Source organism: Methylobacterium sp. Gmos1 (assembly GCF_053764715.1).
The window spans coordinates 22,058-34,326 of the sequence record NZ_JBSNCC010000027.1 but is presented as its reverse complement, the minus strand read 5'-3'; the positions used below and the strand labels follow the sequence as shown (position 1 = coordinate 34,326).

The window sequence follows — 12,269 nt, the reverse complement described above, 5'->3', positions numbered from 1 at the left end:
ATCCGGTGCCGTGGAGTGGAGCCCGGAATGACCCCGGGGGGGTCAGTCCCGTGAGGACCGGACCGAAGTCTCACAACATCCGCCGGCCCCGCGCCAGGCTCCCGAGCACCACCGCCGCCGTCGCGGCGAGCCCCGCGGCGACGCCGGCGCTCGCCAGAGGGTGCAGGGTCGCCCGCGTGTAGGCGCTGGTGCGCATCACCGGAACCGGCGGGTCGCCGCGCTCCTCGCCGGCCCGCACCGGGGCGTGGAGGGCGCCCACGGAATCGCGCGGCGGCTCCCCGCGCTTCTGCAACGCGATGATCGCGGGGGCGAGCTCGTCGTAGGCGCCGGGCGCGAATTCCTTGCCCATCACGAACAGCTTGCCGCCGCCGCCGACGAAGACGTCGCGCTGCGGGTGCACCGCCGCGTGCAGGATCGCGTTCGCGACCTCCTGCGGCGGGTAGATCGGCGGCGGCAGGGTCGGCTGGCGGTCCATGTAGTTGCGGGCCCGGTTCGGCAGCGGGGTGTCGACGGAGGCCGGCTTGATCAGCGTGACCGAGACCGGGGCGCCCTCGGCGATCAGCTCCATGCGCAGCGTGTCGGTAAAGCCCTTCACCGCGTGCTTGGAGGCGGCGTAGAGGCCCTGGAACGGGAAGGCGAGGTCGGAGGCGATGCTGCCGACGTTGATCAAGGCGCCGCCCCGCGCGCGCAGGTGCTCGGCGGCGACGAGGGAGCCGTTCACCGTGCCCCAGAAATTGGTGCGGATCAGCCGCTCGTGGTCCTCCTGAGTGATCTCGCGCAACGGGCCGTAGACGGTCAGTCCCGCGACGTTGACCCAGGTGTCGAAGCCGCCGAAGGTCGCGACCGCCCGCTCGGCGATCCCCTCGACCTGCGCCCGGTCGCCCACGTCGGCGGTGACGGCGAGGGCGCGCGCGCCGATCTCCGCGGCGAGGCGCGCGAGCACGTCGCCGCTGCGGGCGGCCAGCACCACCCGGGCGCCGCCCTCGGCGGCCATGCGGGCGGTGGCGAGCCCGATCCCGCTCGACGCGCCGGTGATCACGATGACCTGCTCGCGCAGCGGCTTGTGTCGCATCATACTCACCCTGAGTTCCTCGGCCCGGAGGTGACGTGCGGCCGGCGACATGGTTTCACCCTGCGCGGCTTTCGCGCACCTCGTCCCCTGCCGGGGGCTCGGCCGGGTTCTTTCACCCTTGCGCTCGCCGGCAGGGTCCGGTTCCTGTCGCACGACAATTCGGCCGCCGGCCCGGCGGGCGATGCCGGGGATCGGGCGTTTCCTGACGGACCGACGCGGCTCCCGCGGGGCGCCGAGAGCAAGGTGACATGAGCAGCAAGACCGCCTCCACCCACCGCTGGCGCTTCCTCGCCCCCGGCCGGCGCCTGCCGGGATCGCCCCTGGCCTTCCTCCTCCTCGTCGTCGCGGTGGCGGCGGGCGGCTGGAACTACGTCGAGGGGGCGCGCAGCCGGGCCGAGGCCGAGCGGCTGGCGCGCGTCACGGCGCTGAGCGAGCGGGTGCTCTCCAGCATGAAGGATCTCGAGACCGGCCAGCGCGGCTACGTCCTGACCGGCCGCGACGATTACCTCGAGCCCTATACGGCGGCGCTCGCCCGGATCGACGGCGAACTCGCCGCCATCGATGCCGTCACGCCCGACCGGGGTGTGCGGGAGCGGCGCCGAGGCGTGATCGCTGCCGAGACCGATTACGCCGCCCGGGTCGTCGCCGCGCGCCGGGCCGGCGGCCAGGAGGCCGCCCTGGCGCTGATCCAGACCGGGGAGGGCAAGCGCACCATGGACGCCGTGCGCGACCTGACGCGGGAGGTCCAGGACCGGGCCACCGCCGACCTGCGCCGCCTCGCCGGGACGGATGCCCTGCGCTCGCCGCTCCTGCCGCTCGTGACGCTCGCCGCCGCGCTGGCGGCGGTCGGGCTGCTCGCCCGCCTCGCCCTGGTGCGCCGCCGCGAGAGCCAGCGCATGGCCGACCTGCTGGAGAGCGTCCTGGAAAACGCCCCCGTCGGCCTCGGCTTCCTCGACCGCGACCTGAACCTCCAGCACATGAACCGGGCGCTGGGCAACATGAGCGAGCGCGGCTTCGGCGCCGATCTCGGCGCGCCGATCTGGGCGCTGCTGCCCTCCCTGCGCGACGAGCTCGGGCCGAAGCTCGCGGCGGCGCGCGACAGCGGGCTCGTCACCGCCAACGTCGCGGTCGCGGTGCCGGCCCCGAGCGCACCGGGCGGGATCCGCCACTTCGAGGCGAGCTTCTTCCCCTTGCGCCGCCGCGGCCGCGGCCCCGAGGGCGAGCGGGCCGACGGCGTCGGCATCGTCATGGCCGACGTGACCTTGGGGAAGATCGCCGAGCGCCGCCTCGTCGACAGCGAGGAGCGCTTCCGCTCCCTCACCGAGGCGACCTCGGCCATCGTCTGGACCACCACGCCCGACGGCGCCTTCCGCCAGGCCACCTCGGAATGGACCCGCTTCACCGGCCAGGCGCCGGCCGAGGCCGCCGGCCAGGGCTTCCTCGCGGCGGTCCATCCCGACGACCGCGAGGCGACGCGGAACGCCTGGGAGCGGGCGGTCGCCTCGCGCACGCTCTACGCCATCGAGCACCGGCTGCGCCGCCACGACGGGGTCTGGCGCCACATGGAGGGCCGCGCCGTCCCGATCCTGGAGGAGGACGGGCGGGTGCGCGAATGGGTCGGCGCCCATGCCGACGTCACCGCCCGCAAGGAGGCCGAGCTGGCGCTCGAGGCCGCCAAGGAGGCGGCGGAGGAGGCCAACCGCGCGAAAAGCCAGTTCCTCGCCAACATGAGCCACGAATTGCGCACCCCGCTCTCGGCGGTGATCGGCTACTCGGAGATGCTGCAGGAGGAGCTGGAGGATCTCGGCGAGGCGGGCCTGCTCGCCGACATGCGCAAGATCGAGGCGAATGCCCGCCACCTCCTCGGCCTCATCAACGACGTGCTCGACCTCTCGAAGATCGAGGCCGAGCGGATGGAGGTCTACGCCGAGGAGATCGACGTCGCCGAGACGGTGCGGGAGGTCGCCACCACCGTCGACGCCCTGGTGGAGAAGAAGGGCAACACCCTGAGCCTGACCCTCGGCGATCACCTCGGGCGGGCCCACACCGACGCGACGAAGCTGCGGCAGTGCCTGATCAACCTCTTGAGCAACGCCGCGAAGTTCACCGAGGCCGGCACCATCACGCTTCACGCCGCGCGCGAGCACCGCGAGGGCGGCGACCGGCTGGTCTTCACCGTCACCGACACCGGCATCGGCATGAGCGAGGAGCAGCAGGCGCGCCTGTTCCAGCGCTTCACCCAGGCCGACGCCTCGACCACCCGCCGCTTCGGCGGCACGGGCTTAGGCCTCGCCATCACCCGCGCCTTCGCCCACATGCTCGGCGGCGAGATCACCGTCACGAGCCGGCTTGCTGAGGGCACCACCTTCACCCTGGAACTGCCGGCGCTCTACGAGGAGCGCGACCCGGCCGAGCCCGCCGGCGAGGGCCTGCCCGAGCCGGCGGCGGCGGCGGTCGGCACGCGGCCCGACACCGGCTCCAACCTCGTCCTCGTCGTCGACGACGACCCGGCGACCCGCGATCTCCTCGCCCGCTTCCTGCGCCGCGACGGGTTCACAGTCGCGACCGCCGCGGACGGCCGCGCCGGCCTGGAGCAGGCGCGGCGTCTACGCCCCCGCGTCGTCCTCCTCGACGTGACGATGCCGCGCATGGACGGCTGGGCGGTGCTGCGTGCCCTGCGCGCCGACCCCGAATTCGGCGCGACGCCGGTCATCATGGTCACGGTGCTCGACGAGCAGAACCTCGCCTTCTCCCTCGGCGCCACCGACTACCTGCACAAGCCGGTCGAGTGGGGGGCGCTCAAGGAGGCGATGGAGCGCTTCCGGCCCGCCATCCACGAGGGGCCGGTCCTGGTGGTCGACGACGACCCGGACGTGCGCGAGCGCATGACCACGATGCTGACCCGCGAGGGCTGGCGGGTGGCGAGCGCCGAGAACGGGCTCGCCGGCCTGGAGGCGGTCGGGGTGCGCAAGCCCGGCCTGATCCTCCTCGACCTGATGATGCCGGAGCTCGACGGCTTCGGCTTCCTGCGCGCCCTGCGCGACCGGCCGGAATGGCGCGACATCCCGGTCGTCGTCCTGACCGCCAAGGACGTCACCGCCGAGGACCGCCGCCGCCTCGCCGGCCAGGCCGACCGCATCCTGCCGAAGGCGGGCCTCGGCATGGCCGACCTCGCGGCGACGCTCCGCGGGCTGATGAGCCCGGGGGTGGGGGACGAGGTGGTGCCGGAGGCGCCGGATCGGGCGGTGGCGCCGTGAGGGAGGTACGTCCTGCGGTCAGAGATACGGCTGGCCACTCGGTTCACATCACTGACGGGTAATCAGGAGAACCAAGAGAACATCCAGCCGTGTCCCATCCACAACTCCCATCCACAACCTCATCCTGAGGTGCCGCGTAGCGGCCTCGAAGGAGGCCTCCAGATATCGCGGCGAACCCTGGAGGCCTCCTTCGAGGCTCCGCGATCTTCGATCGCTCCACACCTCAGGATGAGGTCGTGGATAGGATAAGCTGCGGGGGAACGGGATGGCCTCCGCAACTTCCCTCCACCTCCGACCGTGGAGCAATCCGACCATGCTCGTCTACGGCGACGCCCGGCGCCAGACCGATCCCGATGCCGAAATCGCCCGCCTGCTGGAGGCCGTCGAGGCCGCGCGCGGGCTCGGTCCCGGCCTTCCGCGCCACGCCGCGCTGGTACGCGCGCTGATCGCGGCGGGCGAAGTCGTGCAGGGCGTGGCGGACGCGGCGTTCCGGGAGACCGGCCGGGACGCGCAGGAGGGTGCGACGGCCCGGCTCACCGGGTTGCTGCTGCGGCTCGCAAGGTCCGTCTGGGCGTCGTGGCGGAGCGGCTTCGCGGCCGGCGAGATTCCGGATCGCGGCGAACTCGCCCGAGCTTGCGCCGGGCTCCCGCCCGATCGCCTGGAGATCCGCCTGCCCGAGGGCTTCGCCTTCTACGCCGTCTACCCGGAGGCCTACGCCCTGGCAGCCTCCTCCTCCGGATTCGACGCCGATGCGACGGTGATCGGCCTGCGCAGCATCGGCACGAGCCTCGGCGCGATGGTGGCGGCCGGACTCGGGGCGACCGATCTGGTGACCGTCCGGCCGAGCGGCCATCCGTTCCGGCGTGAGCTTCACCTGTCGGAGGCGTTGCGCGATCGCCTCGGCCCGGAATCGCCCGTCGCCGTCGCCGACGAGGGGCCGGGACTGTCGGGCAGCTCGTTCGGCGCGGTGCTCTGCGAACTGGAGCGCCGCGGAATCGCGGCGGAGCGCGTCGCGCTGTTTCCGAGCCATGGCGGCGAGCCGGGGCACCAGGCCTCGGAGGAGACGCGGCGGCGTTACGGGCAGGCCCGGCGCCACGTCCTGACCTTCGACGACCTCGTCCTCCGGGCCGAGCGGCCGGAGCACCGGCTCGAAGTCTGGCTCGCCCCCCTCATTGGGCCGTTGAGCGCGCCGCTCGCGGAGATCTCGGGGGGAGCTTGGCGGGCTCATCGGTCCGACGACCGCGCCGCCTGGCCGCCGGCGAACCCGATGCAGGAGCGCCGCAAGTTCCTGGCCCGGACCGCGACCGGAACCTGGCTCGCCAAGTTCGTCGGCCTCGGCGCCGAGGGCGAGCGGAAGGTCCGGCGCGCCAGGGCCCTGCACGCGGCAGGTTTCACCCCGGAGGTGGCGGGGTTTTGCCACGGCTTCCTGGTCGAACGCTGGATCAAGGGGGCGACGCCGCTCGATCCCGCCCGCCTCGATCGCCTCCGCCTCGCCGAGCGGGTCGGCGACTATCTCGGGTTTCGCGCCTCGGCCTTCGCCTGCGAGCCCGGCCGCGGCGCCTCCCTCGCCGCCCTGTGGGAGATGGCCCGCCACAACGCCACGCAGGCGCTCGGCGAGGCGGCGGCCGGCGCCGTCGACGGCTGGCGTGACGCCCTTCCCCGCCTCGCCGGGGGGATACGCCCGGTCGAGACCGACAACCGCCTGCACCGGTGGGAATGGCTCGCCCGGCCGGACGGCACGATCCTGAAGACCGACGCGGTCGACCACCACGCCGCCCACGACCTCGTCGGTTGCCAGGACGTCGCCTGGGACCTCGCGGGTGCCGCGATCGAGCTCGGGCTCGACGGAGCGGCGGGGCGGCGCCTGCACGCGGTCGTCGCCCGGCGGACCGGGCGGGAGCCCGATCCGGATCTCCTCGCGTGGCTGGAGATCGCCTACGCGGCCTTCCAGCTCGGCGCCGTGACGATGGCGGTCCACTCCGCCGATGCCGAGGAGGGCAGGCGGCTTGCGGCCGAGGCCGGGCGCTACCGCCGGCACCTCGCGGCGCGGCTGCGCGTCGCGAGCCTAACGTGATGCCGCGCCCTACTTCTCCCGCCATGATCCTGCTTCGCCATGGCCAGAGCCAGTTCAACCTCCACCACCACGCCACGGGCCTCGATCCCGGCATCGTCGATGCGCCGCTGACGCCGCTCGGCCACGAGCAGGCGGAGGCCGCCGCCCGCGCGCTCGCGGGCCAAGGCCTGCGGCGCATCCTGTGCTCGCCGCTGACCCGCGCGCTCCAGACCGCCGCCCCGGTCGCCGCCCGCCTGGACCTTCCCGTCCTGGTCACGCCGGCGGTACGGGAGCGCCGGGGCGCGAGCTGCGACACCGGCACGTGCCGCACCGACCTCGCCCGCGCCTGGCCCCACCTCGACCTCGCCCACCTGGACGAGGTCTGGTGGCGCGAGGCCGACGACGAGGAGGAGCACGAGCCCGACCACCTGTTCGCGGCCCGCATCGCCGCTTTCGGCGCCGGCATGGCCGAGGATCCCGACTGGGCCCATACCCTGGTCGTGTGCCACTTCGGGTTCATTCACGCGGTCACCGGCTGCACGCTCGGCAACGGCGAGTGGGTCCGCTGCCGGATGGACGAGGGCGGGCGGCTGCTGGCGGTGGAACGTTAACCTGGGTCAAGGCGCGGCGGCGGCCGGTGCTGCATCCGCCTGAGCGGGCCGGGAACCGCAGCCCCGCGCCGGGGATGATGCCCGCAAGGGCAAGGCCCCGCCCCGGATTCCTCGCACCCGGACAGCATGACCGAACCCTCGCCCGACCGATCGCCCCCCTCCCGGGAAGCCCGGCCCCACGACACCGCCCTCGTGCTCGCCGGCGGCAACGCCCTCGGGGCCTATCATGCCGGCGGCTACGAGGTGCTGCAGGCGCGCGGGATCGAGCCCGGCTGGGTCGTCGGCGCGTCGATCGGCGCGGTCACGGCGGCGATCATCGCCGGCAACGCGCCCGAGCACCGGGTCGAGCGTCTGCGCCAGTTCTGGGACGAGGCGACCCAGCACACGGCGCCGAGCGCCACCGAGATGCTCAAGCCGCGCCAGGTCTACAATGGCCTGCACGCCCTCCTGACCCTGGCCTGGGGCCGCCCCAACATCTTTCGCCATCGCCTGCCCGGCCTGTGGTCGGCGCTGCCGTGGATGCCGAACGACGTGGCGTTGTTCGATCACTCACCCCTGCTCGACACCCTCGCGCGCCTCGTCGACTTCGAGCGGCTGAACCGGGGCGACATGCGCGTCACCATCGGCTGCGTCGACGTCACCACCGGCGAGGAGGTGTACTTCGACACCGCGCACCGGACGGTCCGCCCCGAGCACGTCCTGGCCTCGACCGCGATCATCCCGGCCTTCGCGCCGGTGGAGGTCGACGGCCGCCTGCTCTGCGACGCCGGCTACACCAACAACCTGCCCCTCGACCCGATCTTCGCCGAAGAGCTGCAGCGGGACCTCACCTGCATCGCCCTCGACCTGTTCGGCCTGGAGGCGCCCCGCCCGGCCTCCCTCGACGCGGTCCTCGAGCGGGCGAACGACCTGATCTTCGCCAGCGCCGGCCGGCGCGCCATCGCGGGCCTTCAGCGGGAATACGCCTTGCGCCAGCAGCTCGACCCGCACGGGCCGGCGGTCACGCTGCTGCACCTCGTCCACCGGGCACAGGCCGACCAGCTCGCGGCGAAGAGCTTCGACTTCTCGCCCTCCTCGATCCGCGACCGCTGGGCGGCCGGTGCCCGCGACGCCGGGCGCGGGGCCGACTGGCTCGCGAGTTACCGCCCGGCGGAGCGTCGCTTCACCTACGCCAGGCTCTGACGGCTTAGTGCACCTCACGAAACTCCCGCTGCGCTGGCGCCGCCACATCGAGCGACGCCGGTGACCGGGAGTTTCGTGAGAGACACTTAGACCGTCGCACCTCGTCCGGATGGGGAGGTGTCGCCCCGCGCGACCCGTCCTTTCGGCCGCCCTCCACGCAATACTGGCGCAACAAACCGCCGCCATGCTGCGGGGTGAAAGCTGGAAGTTCGAATTTGCCTCTTGTTTGATGTATTGAGCATGCATCATCGTGATGAGACAGGTTCGATCCCGTGCTGTATCGGTGGCGTCGGCGTAGCGGTTTCCCAATCTCGAGAAGGGTCAGCGCGATGACGGTTCAGGCACGGCGCATGGTCGATTGTCCGGAGAGCGCCACGACCGCGTCCGGCGAGGAGATCCGGGCGCATGTCAGGGTGATGCTCGACAGGCTCGTCTCCACCTTGAAGACGGGGGGCGCCCGGCTCGACGCGGCGTGAAGCCTGAACCCTGCCCGTCAGAACGGATCGGCGACGATCGGCCAGAGCGGGCGGGCGGCCCTCGGCAGGTGGAGGCGCGAGAAATCCGGGTTGGCGCTGCCCGGCACGGCGACGTGCAGGATGCGGTCGGCCCGCGGGGCGAAGCCGGCGTTGAAGTGCTGGGCCGACTTGACGAACACCGTCGCGTAATCGCTCAGCTGCACGCCGAACTGCTCGAACACGCTCGGCTGGAAGACCTGGGTGCGCGTGGCGTTGAGCACGACGTGCAGGCCGCCGGCCTCGACCATCACGCAGTCGCCCATCGCCTGCTTGCCGTTGCCGTAGGTCTGGACCGCGTCGGGCACGATGCCGACGACGCGCACCGCGAGGTCGACCGGATCGCCCGACATCGGCCCGGTCTTGCCGCCGATGCGCAAGGGAAGCCGCGCGCCCGCGCCGGCCTCGCGGCAGAGCCGGACCGCGACAGGATCCCAGAAGCTGCCGATGGCGCAGGCCGTCGCGCCGGCCGCGACCAGGGCGCGCAGCAGGAAGGTCGAATCGCTCGCCGAGCCGGCGCCGGCATTGTCGGAGACGTCGGCCAGCACCGTGACGCCCGCCGGCGGCGCGAGCGCCACCCGCACCGCCTCGTCGAGGGAGAGCAGCCGGTCGGTCGTGGCCTCCCGCATCTCCCACAGCTCGCGGGCCAGCGCCTCGGCCGTGGCCTTGGCCAGGCCTAGGTCGCCGTCGGTGACCGCCACCACCTTGGCGCCGACATCCGGGACGTCGGCCCAGGGAAAGCCGTGGGCGAGCGACAGCGACAGGATTCCGCCCCGCCCCTCCGCCGCGCTCATCCGGTCGACGAAGCCGCGTGTCGGCGGGTTGGGCGTGCGCCACACCGCCAGCATCCGGCAATCGGCGACCGCGATCACCGGGCGGGTGCGACCGGCATGGGCATCGTCGCAGAGGCGGAAGAGGTCGCGCGCCCGGTCGTCGACGTCGATATGGGGGTATTCCTTGTAGGTGAGCAGCACGTCGGCGGCCGCGACGATCCGGTCGGTCAGGTGGCAGTGCAGGTCGAGCTCGACCCCGATCGTTGCCCTGTCCCCCAGGATCTCCCGGGCCGCGGCGACGAGCGCGCCCTCGCAATCGTCTTCCCCCTCGGCGATCATCGCGCCGTGCAGGTTGAACAGGGCGACGTCGACCGGGCCGGCTGCCTTCAGGTCGGCGAGGATGCGGTCGCGCAACTCCTCCCAGACGTCCTGGCGCGTCGGCCCGCCGGGCGGCGCGAAGGCCGCCAGGCTCTCCGCCACCTCGTACCCGGCGGCCTCCGCCCTCTCGCGCCAGACCCGCAGCGGCCCGGCGAACCAGTGATCCGAGCGGCGCGAGGCGCCGGTCTCGACGTGGAGGTCGTCGAGGAAGGCGGCGCGCCCGGTCGGGATCGGCGAGAAGGTGTTGGTCTCGGTGCCGAGCGCGGCGATGAAGAGCTTCACGGGTGGTTCTCCTCCGGGAGACGCGTCGACCGGGAATCGTCCGTCGGTCCAGGGTATTCCAGATCCTCAGTGTCATCCCGCACGGTACGCGACATCGGAGGCTCCGGTGCCGAGAGGCCACCGCCTCATCGTAAGCCACCGCCCCTTTCCCGGACGACTGAAACGAAGTGGAAGGAGATCCGGGATCCAGCACAAGAACTCGCGAAGCGTCCTTATGGCTGCAACTGTGCAGGATTCAGAGCCGCTTCGCGGCACGTCCTTGCGCTGGATCCCGGATCTCCTTCCGCTGACGCTACAGTCGTCCGGGAAAGGGAGGTGGCTTACGATGGATCGTAGGCCCGTCGGTACCTATCTGACAGTGTCGTGGACCGTGATCATCCCGGGGCCGCGGGTGCGGAACCCGGGATGACATCGGGGGTGTCGAAGCCGTCCGGAACCGGACCGGCCTGTGTCCGCTCAGCTCGTCGCCGCCACGTGCACCCCCGGCCGCCGCCCGTCGTTCCATTTACCCCCGATCGCCCGCTCGACCTGCGCGGCGAGCTGGAGCAGGAGCCCGTCCTGGCCCTGGCGCGCCTGGGCCTGGATGCCGAGCGGCAGGCCGTGCTCGTTCCAGCCCAGCGGCATCGACAGGGCCGGGATGCCGCACAGGTTGGCGAGCGGCGTGTAGGCGAAGTTGCGCCACAGGTTCTCGAACCAGTCGTGGACCGACGGGGTGTCGCTGATCGTCAGGTACTCGGTCGTGCCGACACGCGGCGTCGGCAGGGCGGTGACCGGCGTCAGGATGACGTCCCAGTCCTCGAAGAAGGCGCCGAAGCCCCGGGCGGTGGTGTTGAACGTCGCCTGCATCGCCGTCCGCTCGGCGTAGGTGGCGTGGCGCCCGGCCTCCCAGATCCGGATGTTCATCGGCTCGACGAGGTCTTCCGGCGGGCGCTCCAGGCCCTTGGCGGCGATGAGCCCGTTGATGGTCTGGGCGAAGTTGGTGATGTAGCAGGTGGTCTGCGCCGCGAAGGCGGCCGGGATGTCGACCGCCGGCAGCGCCCACTCGACGTGGTGGCCCAACCCCTCGAGGAAGCGCCCGATCCGCTCCAGCTCGGCGACGTGCTGCGGCACGGCGCGGTACTCGCCCCATTCGTGCGACAGCGCGATGCGCAAGGGACCGGGATCGCGCCCGATCAGGGTCGCGTAGGGCTCGGGGGACGTCCAGTACGGCATGAACTCGCCCGGCGCACCGCCGCGGCACTGGTCGACGAAGGTCGCGGTGTCGCGCACGCTGCGCGACTGGCAGCCCTGGATCGACACGACGCTGGTGAGGTCCGAGCCGTAGGGCGCGATCGAGAACACGCCGCGCGAGGGCTTAAGCCCGAGATTGCCGTTCACCCCGGCGGGTATGCGGATCGAGCCGCCCCCGTCGGTGGCGTGCGCCATCGGCACTACCCCGGACGCGACCGCGGCGGCCGAGCCCGCCGAGGAGCCGCAGGTGGTGAAGTCGAGGTTCCACGGGTTGCGGGTGACGTAGACCGCCGGGTTCTCGGCCGAGCTGCACACGCCGAATTCCGGCGTGGTGGTGCGACCGACGAGGTTGAGGCCGGCCTTCCGCATCTTGGCGGTGAGGTGACTGTCGCCCGTCGCGCGGTTGCCGCGCATCAGGAGTGAGCCCATCTCCTGCAGCCGTCCCTTGAGGGTCGGCCCGAGATCCTTCATCAGGAACGGCACGCCCGCGAAGGCCCCATCGAGGTCGGTGCCGTCCCGGGCCGGGTCCGCGACGCAATCGTCGAACAGCTCGACCACGGCGCTCGTCGCCGGGTTCGTCAGCGCCACGCCGGCGGCGGCCTGCGCGGCGAGCTCGGCCGGCGTCACCTCCCCGGCGCGCACCCGCGCCGCGAGCGCGCAGGCATCGTGCTGCGCCCATTCCTCCCAGGTCATGGCGAGGGTCATCGGTGTGGTCCTGCTCTCGTTGTCAGTATCGTTTCAGGATAAGGCGCGTCCCCCTCTCCCACACCTTGCAGCCATGCCGGGCAAGCCCGGCATCGCCTGGAGAGGGGATCCCGCGCTTTATCCTTGCTCGGTTGCAACAGGCAGAGGCCGCCTCGACCGGTGCCCAGGTGCAGGGTGCGCTCGGCTACGCGACCTGACTACGACGAAATCGTGC

Annotated in this window: 8 protein-coding genes; 5 read left to right on the top strand and 3 right to left on the bottom strand. The window is 72.5% G+C overall.

The window, feature by feature from the left end; translation table 11 throughout:
• Nucleotides 1-70 precede the first annotated feature (70 nt).
• Nucleotides 71-1,072, bottom strand: a complete 1,002-nt coding sequence (locus tag ACS5PV_RS29665) for an SDR family oxidoreductase (RefSeq protein ID WP_455398950.1) — start codon at nt 1,070-1,072, stop codon at nt 71-73.
• A gap of 248 nt (nt 1,073-1,320) precedes the next feature.
• Between ACS5PV_RS29665 and ACS5PV_RS29660 the strand changes: the two genes are divergently transcribed.
• The 5 genes from ACS5PV_RS29660 (at nt 1,321) to ACS5PV_RS29640 (ending at nt 8,651) form a co-directional block, all read left to right on the top strand.
• Nucleotides 1,321-4,329 (top strand): response regulator, encoded by a 3,009-nt coding sequence (locus ACS5PV_RS29660; RefSeq protein ID WP_455398926.1) that lies wholly within the window; start codon nt 1,321-1,323, stop codon nt 4,327-4,329.
• A 313-nt stretch (nt 4,330-4,642) separates the two neighbouring features.
• Nucleotides 4,643-6,403 carry a hypothetical protein gene (locus ACS5PV_RS29655; RefSeq protein ID WP_455398925.1) on the top strand — a complete coding sequence of 587 codons (1,761 nt, stop codon included), beginning with the start codon at nt 4,643-4,645 and terminating at the stop codon, nt 6,401-6,403.
• Complete coding sequence (locus ACS5PV_RS29650; protein ID WP_455398924.1) at nt 6,403-6,993, top strand: histidine phosphatase family protein; 591 nt, start codon at nt 6,403-6,405, stop codon at nt 6,991-6,993. Before ACS5PV_RS29655 ends, ACS5PV_RS29650 begins: the two co-directional genes overlap by 1 nt.
• 126 nt (nt 6,994-7,119) lie before the next feature.
• Complete coding sequence (locus ACS5PV_RS29645; RefSeq protein WP_455398923.1) at nt 7,120-8,175, top strand: patatin-like phospholipase family protein; 1,056 nt, start codon at nt 7,120-7,122, stop codon at nt 8,173-8,175.
• A gap of 329 nt (nt 8,176-8,504) precedes the next feature.
• Nucleotides 8,505-8,651, top strand: a complete 147-nt coding sequence (locus ACS5PV_RS29640; protein ID WP_455398922.1) for a hypothetical protein — start codon at nt 8,505-8,507, stop codon at nt 8,649-8,651.
• Nucleotides 8,652-8,668: 17 nt separating this feature from the next.
• On the opposite strand, the gene ACS5PV_RS29635 is transcribed toward ACS5PV_RS29640, so the two are convergent.
• Entirely contained in the window at nt 8,669-10,120 is a 1,452-nt protein-coding gene (locus ACS5PV_RS29635; protein WP_455398921.1) for a M81 family metallopeptidase, read from the bottom strand.
• A 456-nt stretch (nt 10,121-10,576) separates the two neighbouring features.
• Entirely contained in the window at nt 10,577-12,055 is a 1,479-nt protein-coding gene (locus ACS5PV_RS29630; RefSeq protein ID WP_455398920.1) for an amidase, read from the bottom strand.
• Nucleotides 12,056-12,269 lie beyond the last annotated feature (214 nt).

Bases quoted from the DNA above. Each gene is read 5' to 3' on its own strand.
- ACS5PV_RS29655 (WP_455398925.1), top strand. From the start codon at position 4,643: ATGCTCGTCTACGGCGACGCCCGGCGCCAGACCGATCCCGATGCCGAA.
- ACS5PV_RS29645 (WP_455398923.1), top strand. From the start codon at position 7,120: ATGACCGAACCCTCGCCCGACCGATCGCCCCCCTCCCGGGAAGCCCGG.
- ACS5PV_RS29665 (WP_455398950.1), bottom strand. From the start codon at position 1,072: ATGCGACACAAGCCGCTGCGCGAGCAGGTCATCGTGATCACCGGCGCG.
- ACS5PV_RS29630 (WP_455398920.1), bottom strand. From the start codon at position 12,055: ATGACCCTCGCCATGACCTGGGAGGAATGGGCGCAGCACGATGCCTGC.
- ACS5PV_RS29660 (WP_455398926.1), top strand. From the start codon at position 1,321: ATGAGCAGCAAGACCGCCTCCACCCACCGCTGGCGCTTCCTCGCCCCC.
- ACS5PV_RS29650 (WP_455398924.1), top strand. From the start codon at position 6,403: ATGCCGCGCCCTACTTCTCCCGCCATGATCCTGCTTCGCCATGGCCAG.
- ACS5PV_RS29640 (WP_455398922.1), top strand. From the start codon at position 8,505: ATGACGGTTCAGGCACGGCGCATGGTCGATTGTCCGGAGAGCGCCACG.